General features: G+C 54.9%; 18 protein-coding genes. 4 read left to right on the top strand and 14 right to left on the bottom strand.

Features of this window, described 5'->3' with window-relative positions; translation table 11 throughout:
- Positions 1-3 precede the first annotated feature (3 nt).
- Both AUQ41_RS14280 and AUQ41_RS14275 read right to left on the bottom strand, forming a co-directional pair.
- Positions 4-435 (bottom strand): NAD(P) transhydrogenase subunit alpha, encoded by a 432-nt coding sequence (locus AUQ41_RS14280; protein WP_008891680.1) that lies wholly within the window; start codon positions 433-435, stop codon positions 4-6.
- Positions 428-1,591 (bottom strand): Re/Si-specific NAD(P)(+) transhydrogenase subunit alpha, encoded by a 1,164-nt coding sequence (locus AUQ41_RS14275; protein WP_008891681.1) that lies wholly within the window; start codon positions 1,589-1,591, stop codon positions 428-430. Before AUQ41_RS14275 ends, AUQ41_RS14280 begins: the two co-directional genes overlap by 8 nt.
- A 78-nt stretch (positions 1,592-1,669) precedes the next feature.
- Here AUQ41_RS14275 and AUQ41_RS14270 point away from each other — a divergent pair, with 78 nt between their 5' ends.
- Positions 1,670-2,074, top strand: a complete 405-nt coding sequence (locus AUQ41_RS14270; protein ID WP_063088967.1) for a hypothetical protein — start codon at positions 1,670-1,672, stop codon at positions 2,072-2,074.
- A gap of 291 nt (positions 2,075-2,365) precedes the next feature.
- Here AUQ41_RS14270 and AUQ41_RS14265 read toward each other — a convergent pair whose 3' ends face one another.
- Positions 2,366-3,745 carry an AarF/ABC1/UbiB kinase family protein gene (locus AUQ41_RS14265; RefSeq protein WP_063088966.1) on the bottom strand — a complete coding sequence of 460 codons (1,380 nt, stop codon included), beginning with the start codon at positions 3,743-3,745 and terminating at the stop codon, positions 2,366-2,368.
- 1 nt (position 3,746) lies between these two features.
- The gene (locus AUQ41_RS14260) at positions 3,747-5,522 is read right to left on the bottom strand and encodes a M3 family oligoendopeptidase (RefSeq protein WP_063088965.1); all 1,776 of its coding nucleotides are present in this window, start codon (positions 5,520-5,522) and stop codon (positions 3,747-3,749) included.
- Between the two features lie 417 nt (positions 5,523-5,939).
- Between AUQ41_RS14260 and AUQ41_RS14255 the strand changes: the two genes are divergently transcribed.
- Positions 5,940-7,760, top strand: a complete 1,821-nt coding sequence (locus tag AUQ41_RS14255; RefSeq protein WP_063088964.1) for a long-chain fatty acid--CoA ligase — start codon at positions 5,940-5,942, stop codon at positions 7,758-7,760.
- Positions 7,761-7,787: 27 nt separating this feature from the next.
- A complete protein-coding gene (locus AUQ41_RS14250) occupies positions 7,788-8,210 on the top strand; it encodes an ATP-binding protein (RefSeq protein ID WP_008891685.1) in 423 nt (140 codons plus the stop codon).
- 10 nt (positions 8,211-8,220) lie between these two features.
- Here the strand turns inward: AUQ41_RS14250 and AUQ41_RS14245 are convergent, their stop codons facing one another.
- Positions 8,221-9,021 carry a DUF4197 domain-containing protein gene (locus AUQ41_RS14245; protein ID WP_232308400.1) on the bottom strand — a complete coding sequence of 267 codons (801 nt, stop codon included), beginning with the start codon at positions 9,019-9,021 and terminating at the stop codon, positions 8,221-8,223.
- A 125-nt stretch (positions 9,022-9,146) separates the two neighbouring features.
- Positions 9,147-11,738, bottom strand: coding sequence for an ATP-dependent chaperone ClpB (gene clpB, locus AUQ41_RS14240; protein WP_008891687.1), 2,592 nt, complete (start codon positions 11,736-11,738; stop codon positions 9,147-9,149).
- Positions 11,739-12,111: 373 nt separating this feature from the next.
- Between clpB and AUQ41_RS14235 the strand changes: the two genes are divergently transcribed.
- Entirely contained in the window at positions 12,112-12,882 is a 771-nt protein-coding gene (locus AUQ41_RS14235; protein ID WP_063088962.1) for an MOSC domain-containing protein, read from the top strand.
- 9 nt (positions 12,883-12,891) lie between these two features.
- Here the strand turns inward: AUQ41_RS14235 and AUQ41_RS14230 are convergent, their stop codons facing one another.
- The 8 genes from AUQ41_RS14230 to AUQ41_RS14195 all read right to left on the bottom strand — a co-directional run bounded on the left by AUQ41_RS14230 (position 12,892) and on the right by AUQ41_RS14195 (position 23,052).
- Positions 12,892-14,484: a type IV secretory system conjugative DNA transfer family protein gene (locus tag AUQ41_RS14230; RefSeq protein ID WP_063088961.1), complete on the bottom strand. Its 1,593-nt coding sequence runs from the start codon at positions 14,482-14,484 to the stop codon at positions 12,892-12,894.
- Positions 14,485-14,767: 283 nt separating this feature from the next.
- Positions 14,768-15,544 carry a DUF4167 domain-containing protein gene (locus tag AUQ41_RS14225; protein WP_063088960.1) on the bottom strand — a complete coding sequence of 259 codons (777 nt, stop codon included), beginning with the start codon at positions 15,542-15,544 and terminating at the stop codon, positions 14,768-14,770.
- 292 nt (positions 15,545-15,836) lie between these two features.
- Positions 15,837-16,739: a peptide chain release factor N(5)-glutamine methyltransferase gene (gene prmC, locus AUQ41_RS14220; protein WP_063088959.1), complete on the bottom strand. Its 903-nt coding sequence runs from the start codon at positions 16,737-16,739 to the stop codon at positions 15,837-15,839.
- A 2-nt stretch (positions 16,740-16,741) separates the two neighbouring features.
- Positions 16,742-17,824 carry a peptide chain release factor 1 gene (gene prfA, locus AUQ41_RS14215; RefSeq protein WP_008891692.1) on the bottom strand — a complete coding sequence of 361 codons (1,083 nt, stop codon included), beginning with the start codon at positions 17,822-17,824 and terminating at the stop codon, positions 16,742-16,744.
- Entirely contained in the window at positions 17,821-19,167 is a 1,347-nt protein-coding gene (gene hemA, locus AUQ41_RS14210; protein WP_063088958.1) for a glutamyl-tRNA reductase, read from the bottom strand. The genes prfA and hemA overlap by 4 nt, the downstream gene beginning before the upstream one ends.
- 7 nt (positions 19,168-19,174) lie before the next feature.
- Positions 19,175-20,416: a histidine--tRNA ligase gene (hisS, locus tag AUQ41_RS14205; RefSeq protein WP_063089043.1), complete on the bottom strand. Its 1,242-nt coding sequence runs from the start codon at positions 20,414-20,416 to the stop codon at positions 19,175-19,177.
- Positions 20,417-20,544: 128 nt separating this feature from the next.
- Positions 20,545-21,669: a flavodoxin-dependent (E)-4-hydroxy-3-methylbut-2-enyl-diphosphate synthase gene (gene ispG / locus AUQ41_RS14200; protein ID WP_063088957.1), complete on the bottom strand. Its 1,125-nt coding sequence runs from the start codon at positions 21,667-21,669 to the stop codon at positions 20,545-20,547.
- 180 nt (positions 21,670-21,849) lie between these two features.
- Complete coding sequence (locus AUQ41_RS14195) at positions 21,850-23,052, bottom strand: helix-turn-helix domain-containing protein (protein WP_232308399.1); 1,203 nt, start codon at positions 23,050-23,052, stop codon at positions 21,850-21,852.
- Positions 23,053-23,162 lie beyond the last annotated feature (110 nt).

Here is a 23,162-nt window from a genome sequence, read left to right as displayed (position 1 = left end):
CCCCTACTTCTTTTTCTTGAACATATGCAGCATGCGCTGGGCGACGATGAAGCCACCAAAAATGTTGACCGAGGCCAACACCACCGCAATGAAGCCCATCATCTTGGAGAAGTTCATCTCCACCGGGCCTGCTGCCAGAAGCGCACCGACGATAATCACCGACGAAATGGCGTTGGTCACAGCCATCAGGGGTGAATGAAGGGCCGGGGTAACTTTCCACACGACGTAATAGCCAACAAAGCAGGCCAAGACGAATACGGTCAGGCCAAGGACCGTCGGGCTAACGCCTGATCCCTGTACCGCAACCGCGGCCGTGCCTGCGGCATCGGACGCACCACTTGCCAGACTGTCGGCAAGCTTTGCGGCCTTTTCCGCAAGGCCAAGGGCGGCATCGCGGAGTTCATTTGCATTCTGGGCTACGGATTGATCAGCCATTTGCGACCTCCTCCCCGCCGAATTTCGGATGAACGACCTTTCCATCATGGGTCAGGCGCGTCTCGGCGATGATCTGGTCCTCGCCATTAAACGACAGCGTGCCTTTGTCCTTATCGACAGAAAGGGTGATGAAGTTCAAAAGGTTCTTGGCATACATCGCCGTTGCATCGGTTGCGACGGAACTGGTGATGTTGGCAGGACCAATCAGCTTGACGCCATTATCGGTCATCACCGTTTCACCAAGTTTCACACCGGCAACGTTGCCACCACGTTCAGCCGCCAGATCAATAATGACCGAACCTGGCTTCATGCCCGCCACCATATCGGCGGTGACGATTTCCGGTGCCGGACGGCCCGGAATAAGCGCCGTGGTAATGACGATGTCGGTTTTGGTCAGAACCTCTTTAAGCTTTTCAGCCTGTTTCTTTTTGTAGTCGTCTGACATTTCCTTGGCATAGCCGCCGGAAGTTTCGGCATCAGATGCCGTGTCGTCTTCGACTTCAATAAAGGTCCCGCCAAGCGATTGAACCTGTTCCTTGACCGCCGGGCGCACATCAAATGCCGATACAACAGCACCAAGGCGCTTGGCGGTTGCAATCGCCTGAAGGCCGGCAACACCGGCCCCGACCACGACAACGCGTGCAGGTGCAAGTGTGCCCGCCGCCGTCATCATCATCGGATAGATGCGGCCAAATTCATGGGCGGCATCCAGAACGGCGCGATAGCCCGCCAGGTTGGATTGCGAGGACAGCACATCCATCGACTGTGCGCGTGAAATACGCGGCATCAGTTCCATCGAATAGCCATCAACACCGGCCTTTGCCATCGCCTCGATCAGGTCCTTGCGGTCATATGGCTCAAGCAGGGCCACAACGGCGGCCCCCTTTTTATAGGCGGTTAATTCGTTGGTTTTGCCGTCAATGACAGGTGGGCGCACCTTGAAGATGACATCGGCATCCTTCACGGTGGTTTTCATTGTTTTGGCAATGGTTGCACCAGCATCGACAAAGCGATCATCCGGTATGGCGGCGTCTATTCCGGCGCCAGCCTCGATTGCAACGTCAAACCCCAGAGCCTTAAGCTTCTTAACGGTCTCTGGCGTGACGGCAACGCGCTTTTCCCCGGGCCATATTTCCTTTGGAACGGCCAGTTTCATCGCGTTTGACCTCCTTCCCTAAATGATTGGTCAGTTTGACAATCCGTCTTCATTCAAAGCAACCGGTTCCAGAACGTCATGTCGCGTTCCTTTTGGACCGATCACCGGGCAACCCTTGTCCAGTTCAAATCATCCGGGCCAGCACACCTACACCTGAAGCGGCCCGAAAAAGAAAAAGGCGGTTCTTCAGCAATCGCAGAAGAAACCGCCCACTTTCCCACCACGCATTACAAGGCAAAAAACCTTGCTGACATATCAGGTCCCACCCGCCATTGGTGCTCAGGACAAACAATCAATGACGCCCTGCATGTCTGCGTTGAAAGCAAGATGCGATTTCTGATCGGCAACCACAATCCGAAAAACCGACAAAAAAGCAATTTAACTTTAAATCAGTTAATACATCGAAAAATCCATTATGTGCGGAAATTCGCACATTTCATTTCCATTATGGAACAGGTCCTGATCCGGATCGTCACACAATAGAACGTTGATTTTTGGCAGTTTCCCCTGTTTTCGCCTCACGTTGTAAGTGAATATTATCTTACAAATAAACGCCCAAGTCTTCATTTATTCCCAAATGGGCACGCAATAGGGAACGTTGCAAACGCAAAAAGGTTCGCAAAAATATTCTCGATTTTTGGGAAACCAAACCGGATCAGACATCAAAAATCGGATTTTCCATCGCGCAATTTGCCCAAACGGGCGCTCGACTCTGCATTGAAAACCCGACTCGCTTGGCGGGCCGGATACGTTGGTGAATGCGCCTTGCGCGCCTTATTGGTCGGGGCGCTCCAAACCGATCTGGGTCAGTGCATCTTTTTGACGGGCTTCAAGTTTTGCCAAGTCAAAATCGCCGACAAGATCGTTAAACAGGCGATACCAGTTCACCTCTGCATCAAGACGCAGGAAAACCGCGCCAAGCCCGACCGCCGCACGGTCAACCAGAACGAATTCGCGGGGTGGTTTGACGCCGCCAACACGGCGCAGTTCCTGATGCACCTTGCCCGCGACCTCCGCGCCATAGGCGACAGAGTTGGTTTCGCCCATCTTGCGTTCACGGTCATCGAGGATCGGGCCGTACACGAAACTAGCCCAGATATTCAGCACATCAATCAGTTCACGTGATGGATTTTCAAAGCCCCAGCTTTCATAGGCTGAAACAGCCTTTTCTTCGTCCTCGTCACGAAGGGCTTCATAAAGTGTAATCACGGCTCTTACGAAGTCGGGCTTGAAAATACGGATACAGCCGAAATCCAGAAGATTGACCGAAAGGTCATCCCGCAGGGTGTAATTGCCCAGATGCGGATCGCCATGGATCACGCCGTAACGATAAAACGGCACATACCAGGCGCGAAACATATTAAGTGCCACCTGATTGCGTGCATCCTGATCGGGATCGCTTTCAAGGAAGTGTTTGAACTTCTGCCCGGTTTGCCAGGTCATGGTCAAAAGCCGCTTGGTGGTCAGTTCGTCAACCGGTTCAGGCACATGAACACAATCTACGTCGGCCAGCATATGGCGATATAGCCTCATATGCTTGGCTTCACGCTCATAGTCGAGTTCTTCACGCAGGCGGGCGGTCAGTTCTTCCTGAATGTTTTGCGCATCAATCGCGCTGTCATAGCGTTTATATATCGCAAAGGCTGCGCGCAGCTGCTTAAGGTCGGCCTCAACCGTTGCCGACATATCCGGGTATTGCAGCTTGCACGCCACATCGCGCCCATCGGGCAGTGTTGCCTTGTGTACCTGCCCAAGTGACGCGGCCGCCACGGCATCGTGGCTGAATTCTGTGAACTTCGATTGCCATCCCGCCCCCAGTTCGCTTCGCATGCGGCGTTTGACAAACAGCCAGCCCATGCTGGGTGCATCCGCCTGAAGTTCGGCCAGGGCCTGGGTATATTCCTTGGGCAGGGCATCGGGGATGGTGGACAGGATCTGCGCGACCTTCATCAACGGGCCCTTAAGCCCACCAAGGGCCGAGGTCAGTTCGGCGGCGTATTTGGCGTGATCAATCTCGCCGCCGAACATTTTCCCGGTGGCAAGGCGCGCGGCCAGCTTGCTGGCCGATGCGCCCACCCGTGCATAACGACGAACCCGCCCGCCAAACCTGTTTTCCTCGTTCGCGGCGGTATAATCATCGTCGTTATCACTCATATCAGGAAAGCTCCTCCAGCTCGTCGATCATGCGTTTGATCATATTAAGGCCCCGCTGCCAGAAGGCCGGGTCCGATGCATCAAGTCCGAACGGTGCCAGAAGTTCCTTGTGCCGTTTGGTGCCCCCGGCCTTCAGCATATCAAGATACTTCTGCTGGAAGCCGTCTTCGGCACCCTGATAAACGTCATAAAGCGAGTTCACCAGGCAATCGCCAAAGGCATAGGCATAAACATAGAACGGCGAATGGATGAAGTGCGGAATATAAGACCAGTAGTACTTGTATTCGTCTTCATAACGGATGGCATCGCCCAGGCTTTCATGCTGTACGGCAATCCAGATCTCGCAGATCTCATCGACGGTCAATTCACCTTCGCGGCGCTTTTCATGGACGCGCTTTTCAAATTCAAAGAACGCGATCTGACGCACGACGGTGTTGAGCATATCCTCAACCTTACCGGCCAGCATGATGCGTTTCATCTTCGGATCGCTTTCCGAACGCAGCATCGACTGGAAGGTAAGCATTTCACCAAACACCGATGCAGTCTCCGCAAGCGTCAGCGGCGTATCAGACAGGAAATAGCCCTGCTCTGCCGCCAGCACCTGATGCACACCATGGCCAAGCTCATGGGCCAACGTCATCACATCGCGGGTTTTGCCGTGATAGTTCAGCAAAAGGTAAGGATGGGCTGAGGGCACGGTCGGATGGGCAAAGGCACCCGATGACTTGCCCGCACGCGGCGGCACATCGATCCACGGATTGTCAAAGAATTTCTGACCGACTTCTGCCAGTTCCGGCGAGAATTCGCCGTAAGCTTTGAGCACGGTCGAACGCGCGGTGTCCCAATCGATCTGACGATCATCATCATCAGGCAGCGGCGCGTTGCGATCCCAGTAATCAAGCTGATCGACACCGAACCATTTCGCTTTCAGGCGGTAATAACGGTGCGACAGATCGGCATGGCTGTTTTTAACGGCGGTATTGAGCGCATCGACAACCTCGTCCTCGACCTGATTGGACAGGTTGCGCGACGATACCGGGGTTGGGAATTTGCGCAGGCGATCATCAATTTCCTTGTCCTTGGCAAGGGTATTGGTGATGTGCGCCAGAAGCTTGATGTTCTTGCCCAGAACGTCGCCAATTGATTTCGCGGCTTTCTTGCGATCTTCGACCTTGTTTGATGACAGCATGTTGGCGGCATCCGACATGGTCAGTTCTTCGCCATCAATCGGGAAGCGGAGCTCCGCCATGGTCTGATCAAACAGGCGCACCCATGCGGCTGATCCGGCAACGCGGCGTTCATGCAGGACCTGCTCGACCTCGTCGGACAGCTGATGCGGGCGGAAGGCACGGTTTTCATCCAACCATGGGCGATAACGACGAAGCGCTTCGCTTTGTTCGTATTTCGCATCAAGCGATGCTTCTTCGATCCGGTTAATCTCAAGACCAAAGAACAGCGACAGGCTGGAAATGCCGGTCATTTCTTCCTGAACGAACTGATAGAACTGGCCAATGGCCGCGTCCGAGCTATCGTCGGCATATTTAAGTTGGGCGAACGAGCCGATCTTGCCGCAAATCTCGCTGATGGCTTCGTATTCGACAATGGCGGCTGCCAGTTCATCGCCCGACAGGTCATTGAGTTTGCCCTGATAGCTTTTCTGGAACGCCTGAGAGCGGCTTTTGGCATCATCAAGATCGCGCCGAATATTCGGGTCTTTCAGATCGTTATAGAGATCGGTCAGATCCCAGGTCGGCAAATTCTTGTTGATCGCGTTCATTTGTCCTCCAGACAGTCTCTTTGATCATCCTGACCCGATATATAGCCTGTCAAAGCCATAGCACCAGACCTGTTGACAGATACGGTTTCAAATTGCTGGCTCGATCATATCGTTCCTTGCACCATCGACAACCGCAAAGCCATATCCAGCCCAAACAAACTGCAATTTGCAGTACACTTGCAACGGAACAAGGCATTGAAACGCACGTTGCTGTGATATCGGTGACAATTCGGACTTTAAAATATCATTTTCAGGCTGCGCAATTGTGCAATCCCTGATAACAAATTCATCTTGGAACGTTCGTTTATTCCAATCTGCGCGGCCGTTGTGCAGGTATAAGGTTTATTGCAACGTCCCCATCAGGGCAGCGCAAAGATTGCCCGTTCCCGGGATCAAAAAGTGAGGCAAGGAAACGTCATGACGAGTTTGCAGGATTATGCCGACTGGCAAAACTTGCCGACCATGTTTTTCGACAAGGCGAAGAAACATGGCGATACGCCGTTTCTTTGGACCAAGGACCCCGAGGGCAAGGAATTTGTCCCCACCACCTGGCAAGAGGCGGCCGATCAGGTCCGCGCACTTGCTCGTGCCCTTTATGACATTGGCGTGCGTCCCGGTGACCGGGTCTTGCTGGTTTCGGAAAACCGCACCGAATGGGGCATAGCCGACCTTGCCATCATGTGCGTTGGCGCAATGACCGTTCCGGCCTACACCACCAATACCGAGCGCGACCATCTGCACGCGATCGAAGACAGTGGTGCGGCGATTGCCATTATCTCGACCAAGAAACTCGCCCAGCCCTTCCTGCACGCCGCCCTTGATAGCGGGCGCTGCCGCCATGCGATCATGATGGAAGAATGGGGCCAAAGCTTTGTTGGTGATATCACCATTTCACGCTGGGACGATCTGATTGCCAAGGGGCGCGGCCTGACCCATGACGTTGATGCCTGGATTTCAACGATCAAACGCGATGATCTGGCCTGTCTGATTTATACCTCCGGCACGGGTGGCTCGCCAAAGGGTGTGATGCTAAGTCACGGGGCGATCTTGTCGAACTGCATGGGGGCGTTTGACATCATCGAAACCCTTGGCATTGATGAAGAAATCTTCCTGTCCTTCCTGCCGCTGTCGCATTCCTATGAACATACTGCGGGGCTTTATTTCCCGATCAGTATTGATGCCCAGATATATTATGCCGAGGGACTTGATAAACTGGCGGCCAACCTGGCCGAAGTCCGCCCGACCATCATGACAGCCGTGCCGCGCCTGTATGAAATGCTTTATCAGCGCATGAGCCGCATGGTCGAAAAGGAAGGCGGCATTAAGCAAAAGCTGTTTAACCTGACCCTGCGTCTGGGACGCAAGAATTACGAAGGCGAACGGCTTAACCTGCTTGAAAAGCTTCAGAACCTTGCCTGCGAACTGCTTCTGCGTCGCAAGCTGCGCCAGCGCTTTGGCGGTCGGATCAAGGCCATGGTATCGGGCGGCGGGCCGCTGAATTATGAACTGGGTGTTCTGTTCGTGTCTTGCGGCATTCGCATTCTTCAGGGCTATGGCCAGACCGAATTTGCCCCGGTGGTTTCGTGCAACCGTGCTGAAAACAACAAACTGCGAACAGTCGGCCCGCCGATGGTCGGCGCGGAAGTCAAAATCGCCGAAGATGGTGAAATCCTGCTGCGCGGCGAAAGCATGATGAAAGGCTACTGGAACCTGCCCGACGTAACAGCTGCCGCCATCATTGATGGCTGGCTCCATACCGGTGACATCGGCAAGTTCGATGAACAGGGCAGCCTGATGATCACTGATCGCAAGAAGGATATCATTGTCAATTCCGGTGGCGACAATATCTCGCCCCAGCGGATCGAAGGCCTGATGACGCTCGAGACCGAGATTTCACAAGCCATGGTCTATGGCGATGACAAACCCTATCTGGTGGCGGTTGTCTGGCCGGACGAAGACTTCATGCGCGAATTTGCCCGCGATAATGGACTATCCAATGATATTGAAGTGCTCGGCAAAGACGAAGAATTCCGCAAAGTCATCCGCACTGCGATTGATCACGTCAATCAACGCCTGTCGACCATTGAAAAGGTACGCAGCTTCATGTTTGCCGAAGCAGCCTTTACCATCGACAACGAAATGCTGACGCCGTCGATGAAGATCCGTCGCCACAAAATTCGCGAAGCCTATGCCAAGCAGCTTGATGGCCTTTATCAGCGTAAACGCAGCGGCCAATAAAAAGTCAAACCACTGACCAGATTGACGATGACCCGCCCCAAAGAAATCAAACAAACCCTTACCCTGGTCCGGGGTCTTCCCGGATCAGGTAAATCGACCCTTGCCAAGAATCTCTGTCAGGCGACTGGTGCTGTTCATCTGGAAGCCGACATGTTCATGGTCGACCATGAAGGGTTTTACGAGTTTGACGGCACCCGCCTGTCGCAAACCCACGCCCGCTGCGAAGCCGAATGCCATAACGCCCTGTCGGAGGGATATGACGTTGTTGTGTCCAATACGTTCACCCGTTTCTGGGAAATGAAGGCCTATATCGACATGGCCGAAAAGCACGACATTCTGTTGCAAATTGTCGAATGCCATGGCCGTTTCGGCAGTATCCATATGGTGCCCGACGAAACCCTTGCCGACATGCGCGATCGCTGGGAACCGTTGCCGGAAAAATACCGCTAGGGCCACGCCCCTAGTTTACGGTTGAGAAGACCTTTTTGAGAATATCGGTGGTCCAACGCGTCGGGTCGCTTCGGATATCAGCTTCCTGCACGGCGATATAATGGAATAAACCATCCATCGCCTTGGCGGTTGCGTGATCGGTCAGCGATGCCTTTAGATCCGGCACAAACGGTAGCTGGTCATATTGTCCAAGCATCTGATCATACAGCGATAACGCACCGGTGTCAGACAGAGCATCGGTGATCACTGGCCGCAGACGCCCTTCGATATCAGTGCCCGATACGCGTCGCAGATACTGGGTCGCGGCATCATGCGGCCCCTGCAAAATGCCCTTGGCATCCGCGACCGTCATCTGGCGCACCGCATTAACCAGAATATCGCCGGCATCCTGCATGGTCTGTTCGGCCGCACGGTTCATGCGCAGTTCGATTTCATCGGCATAGCTGCCAAGTCCGGCCACGCTTAACAATTTCTGCGCGGTCTGAACTTCGTCGGGCAAAGGAATATGTGCAACCGGATCGGCGTTAAAACCGTCAACCGCGCCAAGTTGGTCGGTGACCAGTTCAACACCCATATCAAGCGCCTGTTTCAGCCCTTGCTCGACCGTGTCGGATGAAAGCGCGGAAACGCCAGAACCGCTGCTTGACGCACTTCCCGACCCCGATGAATTCATCGCATCGCCAAGGGCCTCTTTGGCCTTGTCAAAGAACGACTGGGCATTTGCGGGAACGATTGCACCGGCAGCCATAACACCCATGACAAGTGCCACAGCACCGGTTTTAAAAAGGAAATTGGAATTGCGTTTGCGCATCTGCGGCCCTGCGGTTTTTGATTGTTGTGTATAAGCAAACAAGACAATGGCCAAAAAACATGGCCCGAAAAAGACAAAACCCCGGTTAACGAACCGGGGTTTTGCATGTGAGGTATCAGGCGACCTTATTCAACAACCTCGACCTTTTTACCATTGAGCAAAAGGTCATTGGCCTCGGTCGAGACCGGAACAGTGTCACCATCCTTGATCCCGCCTTCGAGGATCTGCATCGCCAGCGGGTTCTGCAGATAACGCTGGATCACGCGTTTGAGCGGACGGGCGCCATAAACCGGGTCATAACCTTTTTCAGCCAACCAGTCCTTGGCAGCATCATCAAGTTTCAGGGTGATCTTGCGATCAACCAGCAACTTATCAAGGCGACCAAGCTGGATATCGACAATCTTGCTCATCTGATCGCGATGCAAACGATGGAACAGGATGGTTTCATCCAGACGGTTGAGGAATTCCGGACGGAACGATGCCCGAACAATTTCCATGACCTGGGCCCGGACTTCGCCGCTGTCGTGACCCGGTTCCTGATTGGCAAGGATTTCCCCGCCCAGGTTCGAGGTCAGAATAATCAGCGTGTTGCGGAAATCCACAACCCGGCCCTGTCCATCGGTCAGGCGACCTTCGTCAAGAACCTGCAGAAGGACGTTAAACACATCGGGATGTGCCTTTTCGACCTCGTCAAACAGGACAACCTGATACGGACGACGACGCACCGCCTCGGTCAGGGAACCGCCTTCCTCATAGCCGACATAGCCCGGAGGCGCACCGATCAGGCGGGCCACCGCATGCTTTTCCATGAATTCGGACATATCAATCCGCACCATGGCCTGTTCATCATCAAACAGGAACTGGGCAAGCGCCTTGGTCAGCTCGGTCTTACCGACACCCGTAGGACCAAGGAACAGGAACGAACCGATAGGTCGGTTTGGATCCTGCAACCCAGCACGCGCACGGCGCACCGCGTTCGAGATTGATCGAACGGCATCATCCTGACCGACAACCCGTTTGCGCAGCGTGTCTTCCATTTCAAGAAGCTTTTCACGCTCACCCTCGAGCATCTTGTCGACCGGAATACCGGTCCAGCGCGAAACCACGGACGCGATGTGCTTTTCGGTAACCGCTTCTTCCTTGATGCCACGCGACGGATCGTTTTCCGCCTTTTCAAGCAGTGCCTGAAGGGCCGGGATTTCTTCGTATTGAAGCTGTCCGGCGCGATCAAGCTTGCCATCGCGCATCGCACGTTCAAGTTCACCACGTGCCTGGTCAAGCTGTTCCTTGATGTGGGTCGATGCGGCAAGTTCTTTCTTCTGGGCTTCCCACTTCGCGGTCAGCTCAGCCGATTTGCCTTCCAGCTCGGCCAGTTCCTTTTCCAGACGGCCAAGACGGTCCTTGGATGCACTATCCTGCTCTTTCTTGAGCGCTTCACGCTCGATCTTGAGCTGGATGATCCGGCGATCCAGTTCGTCGATTTCCTCTGGCTTGGAGTCAAGCTCCATGCGCAGACGCGACGATGCTTCGTCCATCAAATCGATTGCCTTGTCAGGCAGGAACCGATCCGTGATGTAACGGTTCGAAAGCGTTGCGGCTGCGACCAGTGCGGCATCGGCAATACGAACCCCGTGATGAAGCTCGTACTTGTCCTTGATCCCGCGCAGGATCGATACCGTGTCGGAAACCGACGGCTCGCTGACAAATACCGGCTGGAAACGACGGGCAAGGGCCGCGTCCTTTTCGATATGCTTTCGGTATTCATCAAGCGTCGTCGCACCCACACAGTGCAGCTCGCCACGGGCCAAAGCCGGTTTCAAAAGGTTCGATGCATCCATCGATCCTTCGGCCTTACCAGCCCCGACAAGCGTATGCAGTTCGTCGATAAACAGGACGACCTGACCAGCCTCTGATTCAATCTCGCTCAGGACCGCTTTCAGGCGTTCTTCAAATTCACCACGGAATTTCGCACCGGCAATCAACGCACCAAGGTCAAGCGACAGAAGTTTCTTGTCCTTAAGCGTTTCGGGAACGTCACCCTTGACGATACGCAGTGCCAGACCTTCGGCAATTGCGGTTTTACCAACCCCGGGCTCACCAATCAGAACCGGATTGTTCTTGGTCCGGCGTGACAGAACCTGCACCGCACGACGGATTTCCTCGTCACGGCCAATGACCGGATCAAGTTTACCTTCGCGCGCCGCCTCGGTCAGGTCACGGGCATATTTCTTAAGCGCGTCATACTGGTTTTCGGCACCCGCACTATCGGCCGTGCGGCCCTTGCGGATGTCATTGATCGCACCGTTCAGCGCCTGTGCCGTAACACCGGCATCGGCCAGTACCTTGCCCGCGGTTGACTTCGGATCAAGTGCAATAGTCAAAAGCAACCGTTCAGCCGTGACAAAGCTGTCACCGGCCTTCTTGGCGACTTCCTGTGCCTGATCGATCAGGCGGGCAAATTCAGATGAAAGATAAATCTGACCATTGCCGCCGGAAACCTTTGGCAATTTCGCCAGTTCCTGCGCGCACCGTTCCTGGGCAAGCTTGGGCTTGCCGCCGGATGCCTTGATCAGATTGGCTGCCAGACCTTCTTCGTCATCAAGCAGCACCTTAAGCAGATGAATCGGGACAAATTGCTGATGGTTTTCACGCAACGCAAGCGATTGCGCTGACTGCAGAAAACCTTTTGACCGATCCGTAAAGTTTTCAAATTCCATTCCTGTCACTCCTTGAGCCAACAGTATTCAAACGATGTGGACCTTCTTGGAAGCGTCCACGGCATTGGTGTCATTACCGAATTCTAAAATTATAGATTATTTCGACAGCGACAACATTGATATGTCTCAGTCTAGCGTGTTTGCAACCATATACCCCTACAAAAGTTGCAAGAATTATTTGTGCACCGCAGCACAACTTTCTGTCATTATTCTAGATATCATATGATGATACTGAACTAATGACATTGCTAGCCAGTCCCTTCGGGGTTGCCCTTGGCAAAACAACGTTCTAACGTCGCCCGAATAGACAAACCGGACATGCCATTCGTCCCGTTTTTCCGGCATGCCAAAGCGCCATACAGGAATAGTGATCATGACGATCGAACTCAAAGCCATCAAAAGATACCCGGTCAAGGGAATGCGCGGTGTTGACCTTAAACAGGCAAAAATCAGCGCACACCACATGATTACCGATGATCGTCGCTTTGTGATTGCCACCCAATCATCTGTCGGACAGGAAGGTGTTCACGAATGGGCCCGCAAAAGCAACTTCCTGCAATTGGTCAACACGCCCAAGTTGGCTGAAATCGGCACCGAATATGACGACGCCACCTGCACCCTGACCATCCTTCGAAATGGCCGCGCCATCTGCAAAGGCAAGCTGGACGATAGCATGGGCCGCACCGTGGTTGAGGATTTCCTCAAGGCGTTTTTGAAAAACGAGATCGCCGGCACGCCCAAGATCTATTCAGTTCCCGATACGAATTTCGGCGATATGAAAGAACCCTACATATCGCTGCTGAACCTGGCATCGATCCGTGATTTCGGTTCCCGCATTGTCCAAAGCGAAATCGATCCGATGCGTTTTCGCGGCAACCTGTTGATCGACGGGCTGGAGCCGTGGAAAGAACTTGAATGGAACGAAGACAAGATCATCAAGATCAATGATGTCTCGTTCCGCGTCGTGCATCCGATCACGCGCTGCAAGGCAACAAGCGTTAATCCCGACACGGCAATTTCCGATATCAATGTGCCACTGATGCTGCGCAAAGGCGTAAACCACCTTTATATGGGGATTTACATCGAAGCGCTTGAAGACGGCATGATCACACCGGGTGACAAGCTGACCGTGACCGTCGCCTAACGGCCGTTATCAGTTGCCGGAATTGAATGTCGGGGCGTGTACGGCGATGCCCTTGAACATCTCGTCATGATACCAATCAATGCGGTGCGCACGAATGGGCGGGCATCCCTTGCGGAACAATATCTGTTCTTCCTTGGGGAAGCGCGCCACTTCGGCTGATCGCAGGATGGGCTGATTATCCTGAGAGCGTAAATGCACCGGGCGGCTGGTATCCTTGCCACCACCGGTGTCATCAAATTTCGACATTGCCGTCAGGCCCGAAACCCAATCCAGGTTAAACGCCCCTTCCTGGCTCAGAACCGAAATAGCGTCCACCCGGCCGACGACATTTTCCCAGTTCAGGCAAACATCCATCAGGCCACTCACACCTGAGAACCCCGGCCAGACAATCATGCCCTCACCGTATCCACCGCCCAGAAGGCGCTCGAACAAGGGCATCCGGCCAACATTTTCAATCCCATCCAACAAGACCAGGAATTCCGGATCGCCCGACTTCCAGCCACGCTGATTAAGCAGGTTCATCATGCCTGTCAGCATCACGCGGCTAAAGGATGGCTGAACTTCCGGGTTATCACCGCCAAGCTGACCAACGATAAAGATCGAAACCGGGCCACTGGTGATGTCTTCAAGTGTGAAGCTGCTTTTGCTGACCAGACGTGCGATTTGCGGATTGTCGAATTCTTCGGTGGCGGCACGGCAGGCCTCGATGATCTTCATCCGCTGATCTTCGGTCATATCAAGGATATTCAGCGCGACCTCGGATATGCGGCCATCCGCAGACTCAATCCCCATCAGTTCTTCAAGGGTTTTGTAGAACCGGTGCGATGGCATAGTCAGGTTGCGGCGTACCTCGGCAAGGTTGCGGTCTTCCTTGGCACTGCGCTGGATCGTGTAAACGATAAAGCCCTGCAACAACGTCCGTGCAATACGGACTTCCTGTTCATCGAGTTCCTTGACAAATACCGGCGCCAAGAGCGTATCGGCGATAAAGCCGGTATCCGTGATCATTCCTTCACCCTGCTGTCGGATGAAATCGAACGGGTTGAACTGTTGGGTTTCGACACCGGTTTGTTTGTGCGGGTCAATGACAATCAGTCTTTGTCCGAGCTTGGTACGGCGATCATGAATGGCGCGAAAGATGCTGCCATGGCGCTCATAAACAAACAGATTGCCGGTGTGCAAAAGCGCGTTTGGCTCTGCCGAGGCGCGATAAAATTCTTCGGGTTTGGTTGAAAAGGTAATGACGCGCTTAAGGCCCTTGGCCCCGATCAGGCGCTTGTCATCCCCCCAACGCCCCAGAACAAAGGACGGATTGCTTTCAAGCAGCTTGCGACCGTTAAGGTCTTCAAGAGTGGCCCACGCCCCCTCGCCACGACCACCACCCCCTTTTCCGCCCAGTTTCTTCTTTTGCGATTTGGACGATGATGATGGCTTCAATCGGTTCAGGATGATGACAACCAGCGGAATGAACATCGGGACGATAAAACAGACAGCCCCCAACAGGGCCAACTCATAATCACCATTAAACAGCCCAAGGGCGATAACCATACCGCCAAGAGCCCACAGCAAAACCATGACGACCCGAAATAAGCCAGTCCCCATCTATCACTCCCCACGAATGCGCCTGCACCGTGAAAAGATGCCGGTTCTTTTATCCCGATCTTGCTTCCACGGTTTTATTGATGATTTGTCCCAGCACCCGTGCGAAAAATAATCGAAGGTTGCACGGGATGTTCAATTATATGCTTATACAGTTTTATGCCCCTTAAAGCACTGAGTCTTTGGGGGAATGCGCGGTTTTTGCAGATGATCCAAACGACAACACCCCTGCAAGCGACGGGCTTGCAGGGGTGTTTGTCATGTTGAAAGACCGCCTTGTGTCAGATCAGGCCGAAACCGGCTCGGATCCTTCGTCAGAGGTGGCACCTTCTTCGTCATCGCGACCTGCTGCGCGGCTACGACCGCGGCGGGCGGTCGGATGGCGACCACGGGTACGTGCGGTACCGCTTGCGGCACGGCGCGGTTTCTTTTCACCGTCTTCGCCCTGCTCGGCAGTGTCGGTTCTATCGGCACTTGCCGGTGCATCATCACCAGATGCTTCTGCCGGTGCGCTTTCCTCTGCGCTGGCGTCATCATCTGATTTCCGCGGGCGACCACGGCCCGGACCACGTGCATCCGAACGACGCGCACGCGGGGCGCGTTTCGGACGGCCACCATCATCATCCGACGTTTCAGCAGAAGTGTTTTCTGCCTCTACCGGGGTGTTGTCATCGCCATTGTTTGACGCAGATTCTGCGTTTTCGTTGGCGTCACCCTGTTGATCATCGTTCTGATTTGACTGGCCATCACTGCGGTCGTCACGGCCACGATTGTTGCGCTGACGATTGTTGTCACCACCACGTTCCTCACGGCGCTGGTTTTCCCATTCCTGGGCAGCCTGAAGGATGCGGTGGTAATGTTCCGCGTGCTGATAGAAGTTTTCCGCAAGAACCGGATCGTCGGTGCAATCCTTCGCAAGGGAAATGTATTTTTCATAGACCTGTTGGGCGTTACCGCGTACGCGGCCGTCCGGTCCATTACTGTCAAAATTCTGAAATTTTGGATTTACTGGACGTTTATTCGACTGTTGCCGTCCGCGCGGACGTTTATTGTTATTTCTCATATCAACATGACTTTGGTGTTGAAGGACAATCCGGTAGCATCATCGGCTCCGGAACCACTCCGTCTGAAAAACATATTTCCCGCTAAACAGCGCCGATCACGGCATTATTTTTACAAACCTGCCGGGAACCTTGAAAGGAACGGAGATTGTCGACTGTTTACAGGGGAACACGGCGCTTTCATAAGCGCGTTGGGCACCCGGCCCGTTCGATTCAACCTATATGGCTTGATCGGTTATTCCAACTGTTTTTTTCACTCGCCTGCGCTTTTTTTACATCACAGGTGCGGAAATATCAGATTACGCAACGTCCGACGGAACAACGGGTTTTCTTTGCCGCAACGCAGCGGACAATTCCGCCAAGGTCTTCGCGATACTCCACCCCGACAAAACCGGCCTCGACCAGCATCTGGCCGACATCGTTTTCCTGCCCGCGACCGATTTCAAAGATGACGAAACCGCCGGGCTTTGCCAGATCAAACGCGACACGCGACAAAACGCGATAGGCCGCCAAGCCATCCCCCTCATCGGTCAGGGCAAGACGGGGGTCAAACTTTTGCACCTCCGGCGACAGGGTCATCATCTCGTCGGCTGTAATGTAGGGCGGGTTTGACATCACAAGGTCAAATCCCTCTGCCCGGTCTTTTTCATCAAGGTCACTGTCCCAATCCGAGACGCGGAATTCGACGCTGTCATCAAGCTCAAGCAGCTTGGCATTTTCGCGCGCACAGGCCACCGCCCCCGCGCTTAGATCAAGTCCGATACCCGTCGCGCCCGGCAGATCGCCAATCGCAGACAACAACAAACACCCCGTCCCGGTGCCGAAATCAACAATCCGCGGCGCATCGGCATCCTCAAGGAAATCAATCGCCCACTCGACAAGTGTTTCACTGTCCGGGCGGGGCTCAAGCGTTTCGGGTGACAGCTTGAAGGTATGGCGCCAGAAATCACGTTCGCCCAAGATACGACCGACCGGTTCATGCCCGACGCGGCGGGAAATCATGCCCCGAAAGGTTTCCGCCTTGTCTTCAGGCACGATATCTTCGGGCCATGCACTGATCCTTCCCCCATCAACACCGGCGGCGCGCGCCAGAAGAATACGCGCATCCATCCGCGCGTTTTCAATACCGGCATCGGTTAAGGCCGTGACGGCCTCAGCCATCAGGCTGCCAAGGGTCGATGGGGTGTCAGAAGACATGATCAGCTTTCAATTTCGGCAAGCTTCTGGGCCTGCTCTTCGGCGATCAGGGCATCAATCATTTCATCAACCGCCGGACCACCGGCAATGAAATCATCCAGGCGATAAAGTGTGAGGTTAATACGATGATCGGACACGCGCCCTTGCGGGAAGTTATAGGTGCGAATGCGTTCCGAACGGTCGCCTGAACCGACCTGTGATTTACGGTCGGCCGCACGCTCGCTGTCCTTGCTTTCGCGTTCCTGATCATAAAGACGCGACATTAGCATCTTCATGGCTTTTTCTTTGTTCTTGTGCTGCGACTTTGCTTCCTGGCTGGCGGCAACCACACCGGTCGGAATATGGGTAATACGCACGGCACTGTCGGTGGTATTAACGTGCTGACCACCCGCGCCCTGCGATCGATAGGTATCAATACGCAGATCCTTCGGATCGATCTTGATATCGACTTCTTCGGCCTCTGGCAGCACGGCCACGGTCGCAGCCGATGTATGAATACGCCCGCCACCTTCGGTCACCGGCACGCGCTGCACGCGGTGCACGCCACTTTCAAATTTCAGGCGGGCAAACACATCGGTACCCGATACGTTGACGATGACTTCCTTGAACCCGCCAAGGTCGTTTTCGCTGGCATCCATCTGCTCGAACTTCCAGCCGCGCCCTTCGGCATAACGCTGATACATGCGATACAAATCGGCGGCAAACAGGGCGGCTTCTTCCCCGCCGGTGCCGGCGCGAATTTCAAGGATGGCGTTCTTGGTGTCGGCTGTATCTTTCGGGATCAGCATCAGTTTCATCTGACGCTCTGCCTCGGGCAGCTTATCCTGAATGTCGTATTTTTCGGCCTCGGCCATTTCGCGCATATCGCGATCGCTTTGCGGATCGGCCAGGATTTCCTCGGCTTCTTCCAGATCGTTCAGAAGCTTTTTATACGCCTCGATCGCCTCGACCACCGGGGCCAATTCTGCATGTTCGCGCGACAGCTTGGAAAAGCCGTCCCCATCAAGCTCTCCGCTTGAAAGAAGCGAATTGAGTTCGTCGAACCGGCGCGTAACGCCTTCGAGTTTCCCAAGGTCCAAACTCACTCTTTATTCTCCTGTTCAGGGTCGCTTGGCGCGTCATCGCGACCAAGCGGCTTGTCTTCAAGTTCAAACAGGCGCGACAACAGTTTCTGGGCCTTGACCCATTCCACGGTGCCCGCACCGTCTGTTGTCGTCGCCAAATCTTTCAATGCCTGTGTCGGCGTATGCAAAAGGCGATTGATCAAAAGCCTTGTCGCCTTCTCCGCGTCCCCATGACTTTCAGCCAGCGCATCTGCGCGCACCGCTTCAAACCGTTTGCGCAGATCGGCAATTGCCGGCACGGCTGCGCGCTGCGCACGGTCGCGCACAAAGTTATCAATTTCCGCTTCGATCAACGCCCAGGCTTGATCAGCCTTTTCTTCGCGGCCGCCGCGCCCTTCGGCGGCGATCTTTTCCAGATCTTCGATCCGGTAAAAGAAAACCTCGTCAATCTCATCAACTTGCGGGTCAATATCCCCCGGCACGGCCGTATCGATCATCAGAACCGGGCGGAACCGACGACGTTTAACCGCCGCCATCGCACGATCCTTGTCGATCATGTAACGCCGCGATCCACCTGCGGTCAGAACAAGGTCCGCCTCGGCCAGAAGCCGGTCCAGATCATCGATTTCCGACCAGTGGCAATCCAGCCTGCGCGCCACCAGACGCGCACGGGCGGCCAAGCGATCTGTCACCAGAATGCGTCCGATGCCCCGTTCCGCCAGCGATGCGGCGATCAGTTCCCCCATGTCACCAGCCCCCGCCAAAAGCAGGGTACAGTCGCCAAGATCGCCATGCAGGTCGCGCGCAACCGATTGCGCGGCGGCAGCAATTGATACAGCCCCCTGCCCGATCCCGGTTTGGTTGCGGACCTTTTTGGCAATGGCATAGGCCGTCTGATAGACCAGCTCCAACTCGCGCCCGACCAGATCATGCTTGCGCGCGATCCGGTGGGCATCCTTGACCTGACCAAATACTTCGGGCTCGCCGATCACCAGACTGTCGAGTGACGCCGCAACAGCAAACATATGGCGAAGCGCATCCCGGCCAGACCGGATGTAAAGTTCGGTCGCAAGCTGATCACGATCCAGATCCGCCCACAGCGACATCAGATCAATCAGGCGTTCACGCCCGCGTTCGGCCTCGGACGCCAAAAGATGCACTTCGGTACGATTGCAGGTCGAAACGACAACCGCCTGGCCGAGACGGGCCTGTTCAATGGCAGCCAAAAACTGTGGCAGACGCGCTTCTTCGATGAAAAGACGGTCGCGGGTATCCTCGCTTGAGCGCCGATGATTGGTGCCGATCACCATCAGGCGATCCAGCGGCCAATCCCCGGCATCCTCATGCGAAATCGCGTCCGTCACACCATTCTCACTTTTTGCCGATCACATCAGCCAGTTGATCAAGCGCCACTTCCTGCTGCTCGCCACTGTCAAGGTCGCGCAACTGGGCCACACCCTTGGCAAGTTCGTCATCCCCAAGGATAACGGCCTTGCAGGCATTGGCCTTGTCCGCACGCTTCATGCGCTTTTTCATGTTGCCGGAATAGCCAAGCTCGACCGCGACACCCGCTTCGCGCAGGGTCTGGGCAAGGGTGCGACATTTGGCCTCGGCAGCGTCCCCCATCGGGATCAGTGCCACGGGACGTGCACCCGCCGGGGCTTCGCCCACCATCAGCGCCAGACGTTCGACACCCGCGGCCCAGCCAACGCCGGCCGTCTGCGGACCACCCATGGTCGAAATCAGCCCGTCATACCGGCCACCGGCCATGACAGTACCCTGTGCACCAAGGGTGTTGGTGGTGAACTCGAAACAGGTGTGGCAGTAATAATCAAGACCACGCACCAGACGCGGGTTCAGTTCATAATTGATGCCGATATCGCCAAGCCCCTCGGTCAGGCCCTTGAAGAATTCCTTGGAATGCGCGTTGAGGTATTCGGCAAACAACGGCGCATTGGCCACCAGTTCACGATCCCCTTCGTCCTTGGAATCCAGAATACGCAACGGGTTCTTTTCAAGGCGCGACCGGCTGTCTTCCGACAGCTTGTCAAAATGGCCCTTGAAGTAATCAACCAGCACATCGCGATACGCCGCACGGCTTTCCGGGTCACCAAGGGTGTTAAGCTCAAGTGTGATGCTGTCCCAAAGACCAAGGGCCTTTAGGATATGCGCGCCATAGCCGATCATTTCGATATCGCCGGCAACCTGTTCGACGCCAAGCAGCTCGGCACCGATCTGGTGGAACTGGCGCTGACGGCCTTTCTGCGGGCGTTCATAACGGAACATCGGGCCATAATAGCTGACCTTGACCGGTGACATCTGCTGCATGCCATTGGAAATATAGGCACGCGCAATACCCGCCGTTCCCTCGGGACGAAGGGTAATCTGTTCGCCACCGCGATCTTCAAAGGTGTACATTTCCTTGGTCACGACGTCGGACGTATCGCCAAGGGTGCGCGCAAACACCTCGGTAAATTCGAAGATCGGTGTGGTCATGCGATGGTAGCCATACAACTCGCCGATTTCGCGTGCGGTATTCGCGATGTAATCCTGCAGACGGTTCTGTTCCGGCAGAAGGTCGTGCGTGCCACGGACGGGTTGAAGCGATGCCACTTTGGGTCTCCGATCTAACTTGAATTCCAGATATTTGCCCGAAACATCAATCGGCGCAAACACATGCGAACATGAAAATAGCTTTCCGCCGGTGTGGCGGAAAGCCAAAAATACTCAATAAAGCTTTGCTATTCCGCTGCGGTTTTCTTGGCGGCTTCTTCGGCTTCGATCTTGGCGGCACGTTCTTCGACCAGTTCAACGATATGGTCGACCATCTTTTCCGTGCTGATATTGTGATCCGGGCGGCCGGAAATATACATCTTGTGGTTCCCACCACCGCCACCGGTAAGCCCGATATCGGTTTCACGCGCTTCGCCCGGTCCATTGACAATACAGCCAATGATCGACAGCGAAATCGGGGTCGAGATATGGGCAAGGCGCTTTTCAAGCTCTGCCACGGTCTCAACCACGTTAAAGCCCTGACGCGCACAAGACGGGCAGGAAATGATTTGAACGCCACGGGTCCGCAGACCCAGCGATTTCAGGATATCAAAACCAACATGGATTTCCTCAACCGGATCGGCAGATAGCGACACGCGCAAGGTGTCACCAATACCGGCCCACAGGAGGTTGCCCATGCCAATCGATGATTTCACCGTGCCACCGCGCAGACCACCGGCCTCGGTGATGCCAAGGTGCAGCGGATAGTCACATGCCTCGGCCAGGCCGTAATAGGCGGCAACCGCCAGGAACACGTCCGATGCCTTGACCGAGATTTTAAATTCGCGGAAATCCTGATCTTCAAGGATTTTGGCGTGATTCAACGCACTTTCGACCATCGCCTCGGGGCATGGTTCGCCGTAACGTTCCAGCAGTTCCTTTTCAAGCGACCCGGCATTCACACCGATACGCATCGAACAGCCATGATCCTTGGCGGCCTTCACAACTTCACGCACACGTTCGGTCGACCCGATATTGCCCGGGTTGATGCGCAGGCACGCGGCGCCAGCCTCGGCGGCCTCGATCGCGCGTTTGTAATGGAAATGGATGTCGGCCACGATCGGGACATGCACCTGTTTGATGATGTCTTTCAGGGCGGCGGTTGATTCCCGATCCGGGCAGGACACACGAACGATATCCGCACCTGCCTCTTCCAGTCGATGGATCTGCGCAACGGTCGCGTTCACATCGGTGGTCAGGGTGTTGGTCATCGACTGCACCGAGATCGGTGCATCCCCGCCAACTTCCACGTCACCGACACGGATTTTGCGGCTTTGACGGCGTTCAATATCGCGATATGGGCGGACGCTCATTTCCGGTTCCAAAATGTTTTCGATGTCTTGGGGGTGTATATAGCTTATCAAACGCGGTTTAGAAACCGTTGGCTAACAGATTTTCCGCCAGATTTCGCATAGCTGTCACGAAAAAGGCGACCCGTTCGGATCGCCTTTCGCATTTTGTCTGTTTTCATCGCCCGCAGGCGTTGGCCAAACCTATTGAACGGTTGGTTCTTCTGCCTGGGTCAGATCACCAACATCAAGCGAGAAGTCCGAAATCACCGCGCCATATTCCCCGACCGGCTGGGCTTCGGAACCATCGATGCTATAGGTCAGCGCACCAGCATTGCCGACTTCAAGTTTCAAACCGTCACGATTCGGAACCATATAGGTATCACCGGCTGTCAGCATCCGGGTCAGCAGAACATTGCCATCTGCCTCGCGGATACGAACCCAGCTGGTTTCCACCGCCGAAATGGTAACCCGGCTATCAACATTGACCGCGCCAAATACGCGTGCGCCACCGGCCTCGTCAACTTCTGGTGCCGCGGGAACCGATGCAACTTCCGCTGCCGGTGCTGCCGGCGTTTCTGCGGCTGGTGCCTCTGCGACTTCGGCTTCAACCGGTGCCTGTTCTGTGGTGGTTACCACTTCGTTGGCAACGGGTGCAGCTTCCTGCGCCGGGGCTTCGGCAACTTCCTCGGTAACGACAGGTGCTTCTGCCGGTTCTTCGGTTGCTTCTGCGACTTCGGCTACGGGTTCAGATTCGGGTTCTGCGACCGGGGCCTCGGAAACGATGGTTTTTTCAACCTGTGCTTCCGTGTTACCGGCACTTTCCGGTGCAGAGGCAACAGGTGCCCCCTGATCGGCAACGATTGGTGCAGGCGTTGTGATTTCTGCCTCGGCGGCCTGTGCATCTGCGGCGTTTTCAAGATTACGCGGCGCTGAATCCTGGCTTGCCGTTGTCGAGTAGCTTGCAAGTCGCTCTGGCAATGGATCAACCAGATCGGCAATTGTTTTGCCCTGGCTCGACAGGTAGTACCATCCACCATAAGCACCAAGACCAAGCATAACCGCGATCAGCAATACCGCCCCACCGGGTACACGGCTTTCCTGCACGGGTTTTGGGAAGGACAGTTCACTACGCACGGCCGGCGCATTGCTTTCTGCGCGGAAGCGACGTGCGATCTCTGCACCGTCCAGTCCAAGATGTTCGGCATATGCCTTCACGAAGCCAAGGCCATAAGGACCATTCGGCAATGCCGCATAGTCGCTGCTTTCAATGGCTTCGATGTAAATTTTGCGAATACGAAGCATGCGGCAAACGTCTTCGACTGTTTGCCCCAAACCAACACGGGTCGCCTTCAAAAGGCTCCCGACCTCGGTATAACCACCGATCTGGTCTTTATGTTCGTCCATCACACTGTCATTTGCAGACGAATCCCCGGACAAAGGCCTGAAACGAAGGCGTTCTCGGGTTTCGTCATCCAAATGATCTTCCTTTCGCTTTTTGATCGCCAACTGCGCAC

Origin of the sequence: Thalassospira sp. MCCC 1A02898 (assembly GCF_001618185.1) — a bacterium.
GTDB lineage: Bacteria > Pseudomonadota > Alphaproteobacteria > Rhodospirillales > Thalassospiraceae > Thalassospira > Thalassospira tepidiphila.
Note: the sequence above shows the minus strand (reverse complement) of the source record. Positions and strands in the feature narration are given on the sequence as shown.

What these genes read in the sequence shown, in the direction of transcription:
- AUQ41_RS14255 (WP_063088964.1), top strand. Translation starts at nt 5,940, where the DNA reads ATGACGAGTTTGCAGGATTATGCCGACTGGCAAAACTTGCCGACCATG.
- AUQ41_RS14230 (WP_063088961.1), bottom strand. Translation starts at nt 14,484, where the DNA reads ATGGGGACTGGCTTATTTCGGGTCGTCATGGTTTTGCTGTGGGCTCTT.
- clpB (WP_008891687.1), bottom strand. Translation starts at nt 11,738, where the DNA reads ATGGAATTTGAAAACTTTACGGATCGGTCAAAAGGTTTTCTGCAGTCA.
- AUQ41_RS14265 (WP_063088966.1), bottom strand. Translation starts at nt 3,745, where the DNA reads ATGAGTGATAACGACGATGATTATACCGCCGCGAACGAGGAAAACAGG.
- AUQ41_RS14250 (WP_008891685.1), top strand. Translation starts at nt 7,788, where the DNA reads ATGACCCGCCCCAAAGAAATCAAACAAACCCTTACCCTGGTCCGGGGT.
- AUQ41_RS14225 (WP_063088960.1), bottom strand. Translation starts at nt 15,544, where the DNA reads ATGAGAAATAACAATAAACGTCCGCGCGGACGGCAACAGTCGAATAAA.
- AUQ41_RS14280 (WP_008891680.1), bottom strand. Translation starts at nt 435, where the DNA reads ATGGCTGATCAATCCGTAGCCCAGAATGCAAATGAACTCCGCGATGCC.
- AUQ41_RS14195 (WP_232308399.1), bottom strand. Translation starts at nt 23,052, where the DNA reads ATGGACGAACATAAAGACCAGATCGGTGGTTATACCGAGGTCGGGAGC.
- ispG (WP_063088957.1), bottom strand. Translation starts at nt 21,669, where the DNA reads ATGAGCGTCCGCCCATATCGCGATATTGAACGCCGTCAAAGCCGCAAA.
- AUQ41_RS14260 (WP_063088965.1), bottom strand. Translation starts at nt 5,522, where the DNA reads ATGAACGCGATCAACAAGAATTTGCCGACCTGGGATCTGACCGATCTC.
- AUQ41_RS14245 (WP_232308400.1), bottom strand. Translation starts at nt 9,021, where the DNA reads ATGCGCAAACGCAATTCCAATTTCCTTTTTAAAACCGGTGCTGTGGCA.
- AUQ41_RS14270 (WP_063088967.1), top strand. Translation starts at nt 1,670, where the DNA reads ATGTCGCGTTCCTTTTGGACCGATCACCGGGCAACCCTTGTCCAGTTC.
- AUQ41_RS14235 (WP_063088962.1), top strand. Translation starts at nt 12,112, where the DNA reads ATGACGATCGAACTCAAAGCCATCAAAAGATACCCGGTCAAGGGAATG.
- AUQ41_RS14275 (WP_008891681.1), bottom strand. Translation starts at nt 1,591, where the DNA reads ATGAAACTGGCCGTTCCAAAGGAAATATGGCCCGGGGAAAAGCGCGTT.
- prmC (WP_063088959.1), bottom strand. Translation starts at nt 16,739, where the DNA reads ATGTCTTCTGACACCCCATCGACCCTTGGCAGCCTGATGGCTGAGGCC.